The organism is Candidatus Vagococcus giribetii (assembly GCF_017316185.1).
Taxonomy (GTDB): Bacteria; Bacillota; Bacilli; order Lactobacillales; family Vagococcaceae; genus Vagococcus; species Vagococcus giribetii.
The window spans coordinates 63,414-80,614 of sequence record NZ_JAFLVX010000020.1 but is presented as its reverse complement, the minus strand read 5'-3'; the positions used below and the strand labels follow the sequence as shown (position 1 = coordinate 80,614).

13 protein-coding genes are annotated in these 17,201 nt (G+C 34.4%); 9 read left to right on the top strand and 4 right to left on the bottom strand.

What is annotated here, in order from left to right:
• Complete coding sequence (locus DOK76_RS08550; RefSeq protein WP_206966799.1) at positions 1-2,355, top strand: DNA translocase FtsK; 2,355 nt, start codon at positions 1-3, stop codon at positions 2,353-2,355.
• 48 nt (positions 2,356-2,403) lie between these two features.
• Here the strand turns inward: DOK76_RS08550 and DOK76_RS08545 are convergent, their stop codons facing one another.
• A complete protein-coding gene (locus tag DOK76_RS08545) occupies positions 2,404-4,497 on the bottom strand; it encodes a Na+/H+ antiporter (protein WP_206966797.1) in 2,094 nt (697 codons plus the stop codon).
• A gap of 196 nt (positions 4,498-4,693) precedes the next feature.
• Here DOK76_RS08545 and DOK76_RS08540 point away from each other — a divergent pair, with 196 nt between their 5' ends.
• The 3 genes from DOK76_RS08540 to DOK76_RS08530 all read left to right on the top strand — a co-directional run bounded on the left by DOK76_RS08540 (position 4,694) and on the right by DOK76_RS08530 (position 7,763).
• Complete coding sequence (locus DOK76_RS08540) at positions 4,694-5,443, top strand: ABC transporter ATP-binding protein (protein WP_206966795.1); 750 nt, start codon at positions 4,694-4,696, stop codon at positions 5,441-5,443.
• Positions 5,433-7,310, top strand: coding sequence for an ABC transporter permease (locus DOK76_RS08535; protein WP_206966793.1), 1,878 nt, complete (start codon positions 5,433-5,435; stop codon positions 7,308-7,310). Before DOK76_RS08540 ends, DOK76_RS08535 begins: the two co-directional genes overlap by 11 nt.
• 78 nt (positions 7,311-7,388) lie before the next feature.
• Complete coding sequence (locus DOK76_RS08530; RefSeq protein WP_206966791.1) at positions 7,389-7,763, top strand: MmcQ/YjbR family DNA-binding protein; 375 nt, start codon at positions 7,389-7,391, stop codon at positions 7,761-7,763.
• A gap of 13 nt (positions 7,764-7,776) precedes the next feature.
• Here DOK76_RS08530 and proC read toward each other — a convergent pair whose 3' ends face one another.
• Positions 7,777-8,559 (bottom strand): pyrroline-5-carboxylate reductase, encoded by a 783-nt coding sequence (gene proC / locus DOK76_RS08525; RefSeq protein WP_206966789.1) that lies wholly within the window; start codon positions 8,557-8,559, stop codon positions 7,777-7,779.
• A 183-nt stretch (positions 8,560-8,742) separates the two neighbouring features.
• On the opposite strand from proC, the gene DOK76_RS08520 reads away from it, so the two are divergent.
• The 5 genes from DOK76_RS08520 (at position 8,743) to rpmG (ending at position 15,948) form a co-directional block, all read left to right on the top strand.
• Positions 8,743-9,462: an ABC transporter ATP-binding protein gene (locus DOK76_RS08520; protein WP_206966787.1), complete on the top strand. Its 720-nt coding sequence runs from the start codon at positions 8,743-8,745 to the stop codon at positions 9,460-9,462.
• Positions 9,455-11,083 (top strand): hypothetical protein, encoded by a 1,629-nt coding sequence (locus DOK76_RS08515; protein ID WP_206966785.1) that lies wholly within the window; start codon positions 9,455-9,457, stop codon positions 11,081-11,083. Before DOK76_RS08520 ends, DOK76_RS08515 begins: the two co-directional genes overlap by 8 nt.
• A 313-nt stretch (positions 11,084-11,396) precedes the next feature.
• A complete protein-coding gene (thrS, locus tag DOK76_RS08510; RefSeq protein WP_206966783.1) occupies positions 11,397-13,340 on the top strand; it encodes a threonine--tRNA ligase in 1,944 nt (647 codons plus the stop codon).
• A 233-nt stretch (positions 13,341-13,573) separates the two neighbouring features.
• A complete protein-coding gene (locus DOK76_RS08505; protein WP_206966781.1) occupies positions 13,574-15,676 on the top strand; it encodes a penicillin-binding transpeptidase domain-containing protein in 2,103 nt (700 codons plus the stop codon).
• A gap of 122 nt (positions 15,677-15,798) precedes the next feature.
• Positions 15,799-15,948: a 50S ribosomal protein L33 gene (gene rpmG, locus DOK76_RS08500; RefSeq protein ID WP_077275288.1), complete on the top strand. Its 150-nt coding sequence runs from the start codon at positions 15,799-15,801 to the stop codon at positions 15,946-15,948.
• A gap of 572 nt (positions 15,949-16,520) precedes the next feature.
• On the opposite strand, the gene DOK76_RS08495 is transcribed toward rpmG, so the two are convergent.
• Together DOK76_RS08495 and DOK76_RS08490 are read right to left on the bottom strand one after the other, a co-directional pair.
• A complete protein-coding gene (locus tag DOK76_RS08495; protein WP_206966779.1) occupies positions 16,521-16,871 on the bottom strand; it encodes a DUF2178 domain-containing protein in 351 nt (116 codons plus the stop codon).
• On the bottom strand, positions 16,861-17,100 hold the full coding sequence (locus tag DOK76_RS08490; RefSeq protein WP_206966777.1) for a helix-turn-helix transcriptional regulator: 240 nt from the start codon (positions 17,098-17,100) through the stop codon (positions 16,861-16,863). The genes DOK76_RS08495 and DOK76_RS08490 overlap by 11 nt, the downstream gene beginning before the upstream one ends.
• Between the last annotated feature and the right edge of the window lie 101 nt (positions 17,101-17,201).

Genomic DNA, 17,201 nt, shown 5'->3' with positions numbered 1-17,201 from the left:
ATGGCGAAGAAAAAGAACGGGAAAGCAAAGAAAGCCCCGACAAAAAAACAAAAACAACAACAAGAAAAGACCACTTATTTTTTAATTGGTCTAGGGTTTATTATATTTGGTATTATTGGTGGCTTAAAATTAGGCTTTCTAGGGATGATTATGGCCAATGCGTTTCGCTTTTTAGTAGGTAATACTTATGCTGTAATGGCAGTTTTATTAGTTATTTATGGTGTGTTGTTATTATTTATGGGAAAAGATCCTAAGTTTAAGCGAAAAACCATTTGGATTGGTGGACTTGTGTTTTACATGAGTTTCCTATTATTTTTAGAAATCGGTCTTTTCAAACAGATTAGTCGAGATACTGCCATTATGTCTATGACATGGCAAAAAATATTTGCTGATATTAAAACCAATCAAATTAGTCAATCAGTAGGTGGAGGTATGATTGGAGCTACCCTATATACAGTGACTTATTTCCTTGTTTCTAAGTTTGGTTCTTATGTGATTTCCTTTGTGGGAATGGCTACAGGTGTGTTGTTATTCTTTAATATTGGTTTGAATGATGTGATAGAAAAAGTTCGTACATGGGGTGGCAGTGCTGCTGAGAGCATGGACGAAAAGAAACAACAAATGGCTGAGCGTCAAGAGGAAAAAAAAAAGTTGAAAATAGAGAAAGAGAAGAAGAAACTTTCTGAAAACTCTGTTAGAGAATTGTCGCCAGGAGAATTATTAGCTAAACAAAATCAAGATGTTCCTGCGGTTGTCCCAACAGAGCAAATGACTCTTGAAATTGATAGTTATCAAGATACTTATCATAAATCAAAAGCTTCTATTAAAGAAACAAAACCAAGTGAAGCAAAAGAAGAGTTAAATGAAAAAGAGCAATTATTAGATTTTGATATTCCAGAAGAAATAGAAAACGAAGACTATGTCTTGCCTGGTATTGATTTATTAAATGAAATTCCTTTAACGGATCAAAGTAAGGAATACAAATTAGTAGAGAAAAATGTCCAAGTGTTAGAAAGAACATTTGATAGTTTTGGAGTAGATGCCAAAGTCGTTCGAGCGAGTTTAGGACCTTCTGTTACAAAATTTGAAATCCAACCAGCTGTTGGGGTCAAGGTAAGTAAAATTGTTGGATTAACAGACGATTTAGCCCTTGCTTTAGCAGCTAAAGATATCAGGATGGAAGCGCCAATTCCTGGAAAATCATTGATTGGAATTGAAGTGCCAAACCAAACAACAAGTATGGTGTCATTCCGTGATGTGGTTGAGTCACAAGAAAGTCATCCCGATAGATTATTAGAAGTTCCCTTGGGACGAAGTATTTCTGGAGATGTCATGTCTTGTGATTTGACGAAAATGCCTCATTTATTAATTGCTGGTTCAACTGGTAGTGGTAAGTCAGTTTGTATTAATGGGATTATTTCATGTTTACTGATGAAAGCTAAGCCAAATCAAGTGAAATTAATGATGATTGACCCGAAAATGGTTGAGTTAAATGTGTATAATGGCGTTCCTCATTTGTTAACACCAGTGGTAACAAATCCGCGTAAGGCAGCTCAAGCGCTACAAAAAGTTGTTGAAGAAATGGAGCGCAGATACGAGTTATTCGCAGGTTTTGGTGTTAGAAATATGAACGGCTACAATGATATGGTTAAGCGTCATAATCATGAAACAGGTGAGAATAAATCACTGTTACCTTATATTGTGGTAATTGTAGATGAGTTAGCTGATTTAATGATGGTTGCAAGTAATGAAGTAGAAGACGCCATCATTCGTCTTGCCCAAATGGCTCGTGCCGCTGGGATTCATATGATTCTAGCTACACAACGACCTAGTGTGGACGTTATTACAGGGATTATTAAAGCCAATGTGCCTTCACGTATTGCCTTTGCCGTTTCGAGTGGGATTGACTCACGTACCATCATTGATGGCAATGGAGCAGAAAAATTATTAGGCCGTGGGGATATGTTGTTTGTCCCAATGGGTGAGAATAAACCGATTCGTATTCAAGGAGCGTTTATTTCCGATCAGGAAGTTGAAAATATTGTTGAGTTTGTAACCAATCAACAAGAAGCTGACTATCAAGAACACATGATGCCTGATGAAGTTGAATCTTCAACTGGTGGTTCAGGTGCCTCTGTAGATGAGTACTTTGAGGAAGCGAAAGCTTTAATTGTAGAGATGCAAACGGCAAGTATTTCTTTATTACAACGTCGTTTTAGAATTGGCTATAACCGTGCAGCTCGTTTAATTGATGAGCTAGAAGAACATGGAGTTGTGGGGCCATCTGAAGGTAGTAAACCAAGAAAAGTTCTGTTGACTTATCTACCTGATGAGAATGAAACCTACACAGAATAAATAAAAAAAGTGCTATGACTCATTTGAGTCGTAGCACTTTTTTGGGTTTTAATGAACGTCAACTGAACCTTGGATAAAGGTTGTCTCATTGTAGTTCACACTTTGTCTTAGCTGGTTGGCTAAGTCTGCTGAAATGCGACCTTGTTCCAGAAGGGATTGAATTACACTACGTTCTTCATCAAGGGTTTTTAAGAAATACTCTTGATAAGTCGTTTGATACTCTTCTTCTTGACGGAACTTGTAATTTTGAATGCGGTCAACTTTACTCTTATATTCTAAAATAATTTGATGTAGAATAGAGTTTTTTAATCCAAAATCAGGATCAGTTTGATTTAAATCTGCTTGAAGCTGTTTCAAGGTAACAATAGCTTCTCTTGAACTTTCGTTTTCAAGGAGAATAATTTCTTCTTGATTCACTTGTGGGCGATAGTTTTGACGTAAGAAAGTTTGAATAAAGAGTTTCTTCGTTTTTCTACTTGCACGGTAAAGTGATTGCTTCATCACAATGGTAATATTCGTATTGTGAGCACGTTTCTTATAGTTCAACATTTGTAAGTAATTTTTAACCATTACTTTTGAAAAATCATTTTCATCGATTAATTTCATTGCAGCGTTAAATTCGCTTTGAACGGCAATACTACGGTAATTCATTTCGATGGCGTGATATAGTTCATTAGATGTGACGTTATCAGCAAGATATAAATGCTTGAGCTGATTATCTAAGTCGTTTAATAGGTCAGTGACTACGGTTCTGTTTTCACCTGTTAAGTCCTGTTGCAATGAACGAATCGCTTTTTTAGTCATCAATTTCTTCGCTTCAACTTCTGACAAATCAGAATCATCTTCGAAATCTTCTGGCTCAAAGCTTGCTTCATCACCTGTTAAAATCAACCTTGTTTTCTTCTTCGTCAAGAATGGCAAGGTAATAACAGCAACTAATAAACTCATTAAAATGACGCCACTGGCTAAGAAGATGACTAAATATCTTTCTTTGAATACTTCACCATTAGGTAAGAAGAAAGGAATAGATAGTACCATAGCCATTGTAATAGCACCACGCACACCTGTTAGTCCTGTTAAAAGGGCTGTGTAGAATTTAGGTTTTGGATTGATAACATTACGCGTTTTTTTGTAAGACATCCACATGTAACCATATGACCAGAAAGTTCTGATAATAAGTAAAATTAACCAAATCACAACAACATAGAAGATTAAAGTAAAGTTGTTAATAGATGGGTCAATGATAGCTGCACGCATGGCTAAAGGTAGTGTTGAACCTAATACAACAAAGACAATCCCGTTAAGTTGGTAAATGATAATATCCCAAACTTTGTTCGTAACGAGTTTGATTTCTGAGTATTGTCCACGGTAAAGCGGTTCTTGTTGAACGGCAACAACCCCAGCAACTACAACAGCGATAACGCCTGAAGCGTGAACGATTTCTGCTGCAATAAAGATAATAAAGGGTGTTAAAATTTGAGAAGATGTATGTAAAATCACATCTTGAATTCCTTGTCTTAATAGAGCAACCTCTAAGAAATACATAAATTTAGAGAATAAGTACCCGATAATAGCACCAACAATTGCCATATAAATGAAGTCAGTTGTTGCATCTTTAATTGAGAAAGCACCTGTTAAAAAGGCTGCTAACGCATATTTAAAGGCGATTAATCCACTGGCATCGTTGATTAGACTCTCACCGCTAATTAAACTTAAAATTCTTTTTGGAAGTTTTACCTGCTCGGCAATCCCTTGAACGGCTACAGGGTCTGTAGGTGAAAGAACTGCTGCTAAGGCAAATGAAAGTGGTAGAGAAATCTCAGCGACAAAGAAATTAATTAAGAAACCACCTAAAATGGTTGTTAAGAAGACTAGCCAAATCGCATTGGCGAAAATCGGGGCACGCATTTCCCATAATTCTTTTTTAGGAAAATGCTTCGCATCACTATAAAGAAGTGGGGCGACAAAGAGAAGCATGAACCAATCCGTCTCTAGTTCTATGTTCAAATTTAATAACACTGCTGCGGCAACACCAATAGCGATTTCGATTAACGCCGTTGGAATCGACACTAAATAATGGCTAATGATGTTAGAAATAATCACAAGTAATACAAGTAAAATTGTTGTTTCTAATACTGCCATAAAACACCTCCGTTTTTTATTTCACTTATAGTATAACAAAAAAACGTGCATTTTTTTCACTTTTTTGTACTTTTATTCCGACATTTTTTGTTATCTTACAAATTTGTTCGTTTGTTGTTAGATACATCCATGTAAAAGTTACTTATTTTTCGGTAAACTTTAGTCAAGATCAATTAATGAGAAAGAGGGACAAAACATGTTAGAAATAAAAAATGTAACTAAAACATATGGAGATACAGTAAAATATCAAGCACTTAAAGGCATTGATTTAACAGTAGCAGAAGGAGAATTCATTGGTGTCATGGGACCATCAGGAAGTGGAAAATCTACCTTACTTAATTTAATCGGTACAATTGACAAGCCAACGTCAGGTAGTATTTCTTTAGACGGTTTTGAACCAGCAAAATTAAATCAAGAAGAGTTAGCTAAATTTAGACGTAACCAATTAGGTTTTGTTTTCCAAAGTTTTAACTTAATGCCAACTTTAACAGTGGAAGAAAATATTGTCTTACCATTAACACTAGACGGAGAAAAAGTTAGTGTGATGAAAAAAGCACTTTATGAAGTAGCAAAAACGTTAGGCATTGAAAGCTTACTAAAAAAACGTATCGCCACTATCTCAGGTGGTCAAGCGCAACGTGTGGCAATTGCTCGTGCAATGATTCATCAACCAAAATTAGTTTTAGCAGATGAGCCTACGGGAAATTTAGATACTAAATCATCTAAAGACGTAATGGGCTTACTCTCACGTTTAAATGAAGAAGAAAAATCAACGATTCTAATGGTAACTCATGATCCGTTTGCAGCAAGTTATTGCGAAAAAATTATTTTTATTAAAGATGGCGAGTTAGTTCAACAGATTCAAAATAATGGTAGTCGCGCAGAATTTTATGATGAAATTCTTTTAAACTTGCGAGAGTTAGAAGGTGCATCAAATGAGATTTAAGGAATTCGTCTTTAAGAACACGATTCGCAACAAAAATCTTTACATGGCTTACTTTTTCAGTACATTGACAACTGTTATGACCTTTTTTACCTTTGCTGTGTTTGTTTTTCACCCAAAATTAAGTAGTGGGTTACATATGGCAGTGAAATCAGGTATGACGGTCTCTGCTGTAATTATCTATCTTTTTTCTTTCTTTTATGTCCTTTATTCAATGGATATTTTTCTCCAATCACGTAAGAAAGAATTTGGCTTGTTACTAATTCAAGGGATGTCGCCAAAACAGTTAAGAAAAATGGTCTTTCAAGAAAATACGATTATTGGTTTCTTTGCCACTGCCGTTGGGATTGTTGTAGGAATTTTCTTCTCTCAATTCATTCTTTGGTTAAGTAAAGTAACCATGCATGTTGACTTAGGATTTTACTTCCCATTAAAAGCAATGGGGGTCACATTTATTTCCTTCCTTCTATTGTTTATGTTAATTTCATTCTTCATTCAATTTAAGATTCCAAAAATGGACGTTCAAGAGTTATTGAAGAGTCAAGATTTAGGTAAAGGGGAAGTGGAAGCTTCTATTTTTAAATCTATATTAGGTGTGGCTTTAATTGCAGTTGGTTACGCTGTGGCTCTTTATGTAGAAGGTATGCAAGTTGTTATGGCAATGGTGCCAGTCATCATTATGGTTATCGTAGGTACGAAATTACTATTCAATCAAGTAAGTGTCTTTGTTGTTAACTTACTTAAGAAAAAAGAAAGTCGTTTCTGGAAAAAAACAAATATGTTAGTCTTTTCGGATTTAGCCTTCCGTATGAAAGATAATGCTCGTTCATTCTTTTTAGTCGCTGTTATTACAACAGTCGCTTTCTCAGCTATTGGAACATTAACTGGATTTAAAGAGATGACGTTAAAAGGGGCAAATCAAGATCCATATGATTTCTCTTATCAAATCAATAAAGAAGATCCAGCTAAAGGTAGTGAAGATATTACTGCCTTAAAAGAATCATTCAATAAACAAGGAATTGAAACAGAAGAGTATCAATTAAATGCTATGACCATGACTGGAATTGATGGCAGACAAGATATGAATGTTAAACTAGTATCAGTTGATGAATACAACAAAGCCGCTACCGCAATTGGAGAAGAAGCATTATCTGTTGATTCGACCAAAGCTATTGCTGTTAAAGATAAAAATGTATCTGGCATGACTCAAGGAATGGGTGGCACAAGAGCTGCTAATTTAACAATCAATCAACAAGTGTTACCGATTGAAGACAAAGAAGTGAATAAAGTAGCTTACCCATCATTCGGAAATCTTTATGTGATTTCGTCAGAAAACTACGAAAAAATAGATAAAGAAAATCAAGCGGCTCCTTTCTACGCTTGGCTCGTAACAAAAGGTTCTTACGACGATCAATTAGCTATCGGTAAAACATTTGAAAATAATCATGACGTTCAAGCGAAAGTATTTATGAAACAAATGATTACTGATGCGTATGCACCGATTCTGTTCATTGGCTTCTTTATCGGTATTATCTTCTTTATTTCTGCAGGAAGTTTCCTATACTTTAGATTGTATAGTGATATGAATGTGGATATTGAGAAATTCAAAATGGTTCACAAGTTAGGATTTAGTAAAAAAGAAATGAAGAAAGTCGTCTATCAACAAGTAGGCATTCTATTCTTTACACCGATTATTGTTTCTTGTATTCACGGAGCAGTGGCCTTGACAGCCATGTATGCCTTGTTTGAACAAGGGTTACAAGTTACAGCACTCTATGTGTTAGGAGCATTTATCGTTATTCAAATTGTGTATTACTTAATTGCTCGTGTCTTTTACTTTAATAAGTTATATCGTTCAGTTACTGAGTAATAAGTTAGCCATCAGCCTTAAAAGAATTATGTGGTTGATGGCTATTTTGGTATAATGGAAACAAAAAGAGGTGAGTCGATGATTGAACAACGAATGACTTTATTAACTGATTTTGGCAATCAATTACCACATGCTAAAGTTTATTACCGAGAAGACTGGGATTGTATTTTTTTTGATTTACTAGGTAAACAATTTGGCATGATGAGTAAGGAAGCAAGTGAAGAGAGTATGATTACATTGAAGGGGCCTCCTGAAAAAAATGAAGAATGGCGAGAGATGTATCAAGATGTGATTCCTGGGTATTATGCGAATAAAAAACATTGGAACTCGATTTATTTAAAAACCACAGAACTAAGTGATGACGCCTTAAAACAAATGGTACAAGTTTCATATGATCTCGTTTGGAAGAATTTACCAGCTAAAGTTAGAAATGAATACAAAGAAAAAAGCTAGAGAATCAAGGTCTCTAGCTTTTCATAATTGTATCAATGGCATTAATCGTTGCGTAACGGAAGCCTTCTTTTTCAAGAGCGGTAATCCCTTTAATAGTAGTACCACCTGGAGACGTTACGCCGTCTTTTAATTCACCAGGATGTTTTTTTGATTTCAGAAGTAGATTAGCTGAGCTACTTACCATTTTAGCAGCTACATGATAAGCCATATCACGGTCCATACCGTTTAAAACAGCGCCATCGGCTAAACTTTCCATGAAGACATCTACAAAGGCTGGTCCACAACCAGCAAGAGTCCCGAAAATACCGATTTTATCTTCTGTAATTTCTACTAATTCACCTAAAAGTTCTAAAGAAGTTGTCATAAGGTTTTTGTGTTCTTCAGATAAGTTATCTGGATAAACAATACCAGTCATCCCTTCATTAATTTGAACAGGTGTATTAGGGATAGCTTGAGCAATTGGGTAAGTGTCTCCAGTGATTTCTTGCATAGCTTTAACTGAAACACCAGCTGAAACAGAAATAATTGGAATCACTTTACCGGCTAGTTCGGTGTATAAATCTGTCAAAATAGGTAAAATGACAGGTGTTCCTACAGCTAAGAAAATAATATCAGTATTCTTAAAATCGGTCATATTATTACTTAGAGTAAAATGTAAATCTTGTTGTAAACTTTGTGCCGTACCACGCTTGCCACCTTGGACAAAAATATCTGGTGGAGCGATTTCACCTGAGCGAATCCACCCTTTAATCATTGCACTTCCCATGTGGCCTGCGCCAAAAATTCCGATTTTCATTGAATCACTCCTTGTGTCTTTATTCCCTCTTATTATAGATGACTTGAGACAAAAATACAGGATTTTTCCTGTGAAATTACAAAAAGGGATGATAAAATGAGTCAAACTTTTAAATGACAAATGTTTTTTGTCAAAAAGCTATTGTTTAGGTATAATGAATGAAATTGTTTTTGGAGGAGAAAAATGAAATTAGTTGTTGAACAATTAGAAAAAGAATTCAAGGGTAAAAAAGTGATAAAAAATGCTTCTTTTGAATTTCAAAAGGGAAAAATATACGGTTTACTGGGCCGAAATGGCGCAGGTAAGACGACTTTATTTAGTTGTATTTCAAAAGACATTTCTTTTGAAAGCGGTAGCGTTAAGTTAGAAGAGAACGGGGAGTTAGTTGACTACAAGGAAACGGATATTGGTTTAGTCCATGCAACACCTAATGTACCTGACTTTATGACTGGCTATGAATTTATTAAGTTTTTTATTGATATGAATCAACATCAAATGAAACACATTAGAACACCCGATGCTTATTTAGCAAAAGTGGGTATCAAGGAAGAAGACCGTCATAGATTAATGAAAGAATACTCTCATGGTATGAGAAATAAAGTCCAAATGATTGCTACTATGATGATTCAACCACCGATTTTATTATTAGATGAGCCTTTAACCTCATTTGATGTGGTGGCAGCTCATGAGGTGAAGGAATTAATCTTATCAATGAAATCAGATTCAGTGGTCATTTTTTCAACACATATCTTACAGTTAGCAAAAGATTTGTGTGACGAAATTGTGTTACTACACAATGGTGAGTTGCGTGGTATTCCTGCAGCAAGCATTCATGACCCTGATTTTGAAAATGAAGTCGTGCGTCTTTTGTCTGAGGAAGATGGAGTGAGTCACGATGAGTGAGTTTAAAGAATTACTTTACCTTGACTGGCGATTCAGGCAATTTAAAGCCAGTACTTTTGTTAATGGACTGTTCTACTTTTTAGGACGTATTCCACTTGTAGGAAAACATGTACCAACGACTATGCTATACCGAGAATATGGCTTAAAAAAAGGCGTGGCAGGAATTAAGTTAGCTTTATCCTTTTTAATTTCCTTTGCCATTCAATCAATTCCTTTTGCCCTAAGCTTTGTTATTGCAAAAGGGGTTAATACAGTCAGTGACGAGAAAATTTCAGTCTTTTTAGTTTGGTTTGTCCTATTTAATCTGGTTTGGACTTGCATTGCTAAAATATTTCCAAGTTTGAATAAACAAGAAATTCAATTTATTACAAATTTTAGAGTGTCAAAAGAACAATACATTAAGCGCACAACTATCTTATCAACGCTAAAAGACATGGTCTTCATGTTGCCTGGTATGATTGTTTTAGGAGTTAATGGAGAAAATGTCATTCTTTATCTATTGATTGGCTTATTTTCATTTTTATCTATGTCACTTATTTGGTCAGTGGTAGAGCTGCACATGACACTAATGAAAAATCGACTGGCTTTAAAACTAACTCTTATTTCTGCGTGGACACTTATGATTATAGGGGGAGCTTTTTGGTTATTAATCAACCAAGAACTAGCAGTTATGGAGCAAGTTAGTTTAAATTGGATGATTGCTTTTATTTGGCTTGTCGCATGGTTCCCATTTCTTTACTTATACGTTCACTTTAAACATTATGACCAATACGCACAACAAATGTTTAAGTCTTCAGAAGTTATGATTAACTACAGTAATACAGAAAATAAGGACAAACAACAATACCTTGGTGAAGGCCAAAAAATGAAGCTTGAAAAAACAGCCAATGATAAAAGTTTAGATCACTTAACTGGCAGCAACTACTTAAATACATTATTGTTTAGTCGTTTTAATACAGCACTTCGAAAGCAACTTTTATACCGCGTAGGTGGTATTAGTATTGTGATGCTAGGGATTGTTGTCGCAAGCATCTTGTTTCCAATTGGCATTAGTGGTGAACGAATGGAGACCATTCTTTATAATTTTATTCCAGCTATGTTTTTTATTTTGTACTTATTGTCATTTGGGAAAAAAGTGGTTCAAACGATTTTTGTTAACTGTGACTCGTCTATGTTAGCTTATCCTTTTTATAGAGAATCAGGGGCTATTGTCAGAGGATTTTTCTATCGATTCTTTAAGACTTTTTATTACAACGGTATTATTAGTGCAACGATTTACGTTTGGGTCTTTGTTTTTAACATCGTGAATCATCAACCTCTAGGAATAGACTTTTTACTTATTCTAGCCTTTGTTATGCTTAGTTTATCGATCCTCTTTTCATTCCATGAGTTATTTGTTTATTACATTCTTCAGCCTTTCACCAGTGATTTTCAAGTGAAAAATCCAGTTTACAAAGTAGTGGATGGTTTATTTTATTTCCTTGCTTACTTTAGTTTACAAATCAAAACAGCTGGATTTATCTATGCCTTACTTGTTTCTGGTTTTTCACTTGTGTACTTTGTGATTGGTATTATCGTGATTACAAAAGTGGCGCCAAAAACATTTAAGCTAAAAAATTAACTCTTAGCTCTTGATAAAATCATGGAAAAGTGTTTAAATAGCTTTAAAGTTAATATTTGATTGATGCGAAAGACACCTTTCATTGAAAACTATTTATCAGGGAGAAAAGCCATGACTGAGAGCTTTTTAAATAAGTCCAATGTTTGACCACTTTCAAGAGTTTAGTTGAAGCTAAACCGGTCGTACCGTTATCACGTTTGAGAAGAATTTATGTCGCATAAATTCAAATATTAGGTGGAACCACGATAACTTCGTCCTATTAGGTCATGATGACTTAATAGGGCTTTTTTTATTATTTTTAGGAGGAGATTATATGTCAGTTATTAACATTACCTTTCCAGATGGTGCTGTGAAAGAATTTGAGGCAAAATCAACAACTTATGATATTGCAAGAAGTATTAGTCCAGGATTAGCTAAAAAAGCTTTAGCTGGAAAATTAAACGGAGAATTAATCGATTTGAACCGCGAGATTGAGGAAGATGGAAAATTAGAAATCGTGACACCAGGTCATGACGATTCACTACAAATTTTACGTCACTCAACAGCTCACTTAATGGCTAATGCCTTAAGAAGACTATTTCCAGATATTCATTTTGGTGTAGGACCAGCAATTGACAATGGTTTTTACTATGATACAGATAACGAAGGACACGCTGTTTCTGAAGAAGACTTAGTTAAAATCGAAGAAGAAATGATGAAGATTGTTAAAGAAAACAACCCAATCGTTCGAAAAGAAGTATCAAAAGAAGAAGCTTTAGCTTTATTTGCAGATGATTCTTATAAACAAGAATTAATCAATGATTTACCAGCAGATGAAACAATTACTGTTTATGATCAAGGTGACTTTGTCGATTTATGTCGCGGGGTACATGTGCCTTCAACAGGACGTATTCAAGTCTTCAAATTATTATCTGTAGCTGGTGCTTATTGGAGAGGAAACTCAAACAATAAAATGATGCAACGTGTTTACGGGACTGCCTTCTTTGATAAAAAAGAATTAAAAGAGTACTTGAAAATGCGTGAAGAAGCTAAGGAACGTGACCACCGTAAATTAGGTAAAGAGCTTGATTTATTCATGGTGAACCCTGATGTTGGATCTGGTTTACCATTCTGGTTACCAAAAGGCGCAACAATTCGTCGCGTTGTAGAACGCTATATTGTTGATAAAGAAATTAGCTTAGGCTACCAACACGTTTACACTCCAATCATGGCAGACGTTGAACTATACAAAACAAGTGGTCACTGGGATCATTACCATGAAGATATGTTCCCACCAATGGATATGGGAGACGGCGAAATGTTAGTATTACGTCCGATGAACTGTCCACACCACATGATGGTTTATAAAAATGATATTCATAGCTACCGTGAATTACCAATTCGTATCGCAGAACTTGGTATGATGCACCGTTATGAAAAATCAGGCGCTTTATCAGGACTAGCTCGTGTTCGTGAAATGACATTAAACGATGGTCATACTTTTGTTAGACCAGATCAAATCAAAGATGAATTCTTAAGAACACTTAACTTAATGGTGAATGTGTATGAAGACTTCAATATTGATGATTATCGTTTACGTTTAAGCTTACGTGACCCTAACAACACTGAAAAATACTTTGATGATGACGAGATGTGGGAAAAAGCAGAAAGTACTTTACGAGAAGCATTAAATGAAGCTGGTGTAGAGTTCTTTGAAGCAGAAGGAGAAGCAGCTTTCTACGGACCTAAGATGGACGTTCAAATTAAAACAGCCTTAGGAACAGAAGAAACACTTTCTACTATTCAATTAGACTTCTTATTACCAGAGCGTTTTGACCTAACTTATGTTGGTGAAGATGGAGAAAACAATCACCGTCCAGTGGTTATTCACCGTGGTATCGTTTCTACAATGGAACGTTTTGTGGCTCACTTAACTGAAGTGCATAAAGGTGCCTTCCCAACTTGGTTAGCTCCTGTTCAAGGAACAATCATTCCAGTTAACTTAGATTTACATAGTGATTACGCTTATGAAATCAAAGAAAAATTAGATATGCAAGGGTTACGTTTTGATGTAGACGCACGTAATGAAAAAATGGGTTACAAGATCCGTGAATCTCAAACACAAAAAATCCCTTACCAAATTGTTGTCGGTGATAAAGAATTAGATAACGGTGAAGTAAATATTCGTCGTTATGGAAGTAAAGAAACAAACACAATGAACGTGGATATGTTTGTCGAATCTGTAGTAGCAGATGTGAAAAACTACAGCCGAAAATAGTCATACGAGGTGAGAAGGAAGTTCTTAGGAAACTAAGAATTTCTTTCTTTTTTGATTCCTAAAAAAATATGAAAAGAAAGTGAATTTCATTGAAAATACAAGAAATACATGAGATACTCATTATTAGCGTTTAAAACTAAAAATTTCTTAAATTTCAAATGAAACTTATCATTTTAATGAATGGTATTTTATAATAAAACTCAATCCTCGAATTGAAAGGACTATTTACATACATGAAAAATAAAAAAACATCTTGGCGTCCATTTTCAAAAAAAGTAAAAAAAGAAGGTTCTAATAAAAAGGGACATGTACCGATTAGGCTCGATTTTCTTTTTTTCATTGTATTTGTCTTATTCACGGCACTAGTTGTCCGTTTATCATACTTACAAATCAACCAACACGATGAATTTGTTGAAATCGTGGAAAAAGGTCAAACGAATATTGTTGAAGAAAATGCACCACGTGGCTATATCTATGATGCCAACGGGAAAGTTTTAGTTGGCAACAAAGCCAATCAAGCAATTCTTTATACAAGAAGTAACGGTATGAGTGCTCAAGAAATAAAAGATGTCAGTGAAAAAATTGCTAAATTAATCACTGTTGAGCCGGAAAAATTATCTGAGCGTGACAAAGCAGATTTCTTATTAGCTAATCCAGATGAGCTAAAAAAAGCAGAAGCGGAACTAACTGTCTCAGATAAATTAAACAGTAAGGGTGAGCAAATCTCTCAAGGAGAGCTATACTCTAAAATGGTAGACAAAGTGGATACTAAGAAATTAGATTTAACACCTGAAGAGATGGAAATTGCGACAATCTTTAAGAAAATCAACGCAGGGACAGCTCTGCAACCAATCATGATTAAAAATAAAGATGTATCAGCAGAAGAAGTCGCTATTGTTGGTGAGAACACAGCCACTATTCCTGGCTTATCAGCTGGTATGGACTGGGAGCGAGAATACCCAGAAAAAGATCAAATTCGCTCGATTTTGGGGACTGTTTCAACAGAAAAACAAGGGATTCCTGAAGAAAAAGCAGATGAATACTTGAAAAAAGGTTATAAAATCAACGACCGTGTTGGTTTAAGTTACTTAGAAGAGTCTTATGAAGATAATCTTAAAGGTAAAAAAGGAACATCTGAGGTAGTGACTGATAAAAATCAAAAAATCGTTTCAAAAACAGAAACAAAACCAAGTGAAAAAGGGGACAACGTTGTCTTAACGATTGACCTTGAATTCCAGAAAAAAGTAGAAGAAATCTTAAAATCAAACTATGAGACATTGATTCAAAATGGAAAAGCTGAGGACTCAGAAGGTGCTTATGTTGTTGTAAGTGAGCCAAAAACAGGGAATATTTTAGCTATGGTTGGTTTAAATCGTGACCCTGAGACAGGCGAATTAAAAGATGATGCCTTAGGTACGTACAATAAAGCCTATGTACCAGGTTCTTCAATTAAGGCTGCAACGGTTATGTCAGGGTATCAAAATGGTATTATTAGTGGAAATGAAGTTATGGTAGATGAGCCGTTAGTATTTGAAGGCGGACAAGTGAAATCTTCCTTATTTAATCAGTATGGTTCTTATCCACTAACGACAGTTCAAGCCTTAGAAGTATCTTCAAACGTTTATATGATGAAAATTGCTTTAGGTATGATGGGCGTAACGTATCAACCTAACTTAAGCTTACCGATTCGAACTGATGTCTTCGAAACTCTAAGAAAAACTTATGAACAGTTTGGTCTAGGAGTGTCAACTGGTATTGATTTACCAGGTGAAGGAACAGGTATTGTCAATACGCAGTACACTGATAAAAATGGTAACATGATCCCTGGAACAATGGGGAAAGTTCTCGATTTATCTTTTGGTAACTACGATACTTATACACCAATGCAGTTGAATCAATACGTGGCAACAGTGGCAAACAAAGGCACACGAGTGGCACCACACGTGGTTAAAGGAATTTATGGTAATGATGAAAAAGGTGATTTAGGAGAGTTGAAAGAAGAAATCAAACCAAAAACTATGAATATCATCGAAGGTTATGACAATGAGTTTGATATTATTCATGAAGGTATGGTTCAAGTAGTTAATGGACCACTTGGAACAGGGCACGCTTTACAAGGCGCTTCACTTCCAATTGCTGCTAAAACAGGTACTGCCGAAACATTTGCAGGTGGTAAATCTGTCATCAATAGTACGATTGTTGGCTTTGCACCTTACGACAATCCAGAAATTGCCGTAAGTGTTGTGATTCCGCAAATTACTGATGACAAAGATGGTGTTAACACTGCTATCTTGAAACAAGTTGTGAACGCCTATGCAGAAACAAAAAATAAATAAGTCCTCAATTTTGTAAAGGACTTTTACTTAACAAAGACTTGTATTTCATAAAAAATCATGTTACTATATTCTAGTGTCAAGTAGATGTACTTGAATTATATATATTTTTGGAGGGAAACAACATGCGCGTAAACATTACTTTAGAATGTACTGAATGTAAAGAAAGAAACTATCTTTCAAATAAAAACAAACGTAACAACCCTGATCGTTTAGAAGTTAAAAAATATTGTCCACGTGAGCGTAAAGTTACTTTACACCGTGAAACAAAATAATTAATTAAAGAAAAGCTGTACCCTTTTATTTGTAAGGAGTACAGCTTTTTTTGTTGTATTTAAAAGGTGATAATACATATTAGTTAAAACTTGTTATTTTTTAGTCATTCTATTCCCTAGTCATACAAACTAAAGCGTGAAACTAGCCATAAAAATGAAAATAATGAGAAATGATAAATGGTGATATCAAATAGACTATAAACAACAATATGTTAGTAAGTAATAATCGAGGTTCTTTATTTTTAGCAGTGTAGATAATTCCGAAAAATAAAAGGAAAATTAAAAATAGAACATAGAATATAATTCCTAAGTTAGATATAAATAAATTCATTGTGGGGTTAATAAAAGGTTGGATACTATACATTAATAGTGAGAGTACAATAAAAAATATTTCTAGACAGATTATTTTACTTGTTTTATTCATAAGAAACCTCTTTTTTTGATTTATTATAGCATATATAAATAAACTAATAATAATCAAAGGAGTAGGCTAAATATGTCTAACTGCTAATGAGTAAATTTTTTAGAAATAAAAGCTTATAAAAAATATCAAATGGATTTAATATTGATTTTTATTTAAAGTCTTTGCGATATTGGAGAGACAAATAAACTCCTGAGACAAAAATAGCAAGGCTATATTTAATCATAAAAAATTGATTTACAAGATAATCACGAGGAAACGCTAAGTCACAGATAATAATTGTCATAAGCATAAAATAAGCGCTTTTTAAATGTATTTTAGAAGTCCGTTCATCTGATTTACCTATCTTTGATGCATATATATAATAAAGAACCATACTAAAAATCATAAATGCCATTCCGATACCAACAAAAATATTAAAATTAGTTATTGATTTTTCTGTCCATTCTTTTAACGGATAAAATAGTGCTGACGGTACATCCATTAAGCTTTTAATTTTCATTGTCTTCTCCTCCTGATTCGTAAGTAAATATATCTGATATTTCAACTTCAAAAAAAGTTGCAATTCTAAATGCTAATAACAACGATGGAACATAATTTCCTTTTTCCATTACAAAAATGGTTTGTTTAGACACACCAACCTTATCAGCTAGTTCTTGTTGTGTCATTCGAGAAAGAACTCTATAGTCATACACTTTATTATTAATGAAATCTATGGGATCCTTTTTCATTTATGCACCTCCTAATGTAAATCAATATACATTATACTTATACAAAAGTAAAGTAAAGTTATATTCAAACTAATAATACTTTTATTCCCTGCTAAATATAT

What these genes read in the sequence shown, in the direction of transcription:
- DOK76_RS08550 (WP_206966799.1), top strand. Translation starts at nt 1, where the DNA reads ATGGCGAAGAAAAAGAACGGGAAAGCAAAGAAAGCCCCGACAAAAAAA.
- DOK76_RS08545 (WP_206966797.1), bottom strand. Translation starts at nt 4,497, where the DNA reads ATGGCAGTATTAGAAACAACAATTTTACTTGTATTACTTGTGATTATT.
- DOK76_RS08540 (WP_206966795.1), top strand. Translation starts at nt 4,694, where the DNA reads ATGTTAGAAATAAAAAATGTAACTAAAACATATGGAGATACAGTAAAA.
- DOK76_RS08535 (WP_206966793.1), top strand. Translation starts at nt 5,433, where the DNA reads ATGAGATTTAAGGAATTCGTCTTTAAGAACACGATTCGCAACAAAAAT.
- DOK76_RS08530 (WP_206966791.1), top strand. Translation starts at nt 7,389, where the DNA reads ATGATTGAACAACGAATGACTTTATTAACTGATTTTGGCAATCAATTA.
- proC (WP_206966789.1), bottom strand. Translation starts at nt 8,559, where the DNA reads ATGAAAATCGGAATTTTTGGCGCAGGCCACATGGGAAGTGCAATGATT.
- DOK76_RS08520 (WP_206966787.1), top strand. Translation starts at nt 8,743, where the DNA reads ATGAAATTAGTTGTTGAACAATTAGAAAAAGAATTCAAGGGTAAAAAA.
- DOK76_RS08515 (WP_206966785.1), top strand. Translation starts at nt 9,455, where the DNA reads ATGAGTGAGTTTAAAGAATTACTTTACCTTGACTGGCGATTCAGGCAA.
- thrS (WP_206966783.1), top strand. Translation starts at nt 11,397, where the DNA reads ATGTCAGTTATTAACATTACCTTTCCAGATGGTGCTGTGAAAGAATTT.
- DOK76_RS08505 (WP_206966781.1), top strand. Translation starts at nt 13,574, where the DNA reads ATGAAAAATAAAAAAACATCTTGGCGTCCATTTTCAAAAAAAGTAAAA.
- rpmG (WP_077275288.1), top strand. Translation starts at nt 15,799, where the DNA reads ATGCGCGTAAACATTACTTTAGAATGTACTGAATGTAAAGAAAGAAAC.
- DOK76_RS08495 (WP_206966779.1), bottom strand. Translation starts at nt 16,871, where the DNA reads ATGAAAATTAAAAGCTTAATGGATGTACCGTCAGCACTATTTTATCCG.
- DOK76_RS08490 (WP_206966777.1), bottom strand. Translation starts at nt 17,100, where the DNA reads ATGAAAAAGGATCCCATAGATTTCATTAATAATAAAGTGTATGACTAT.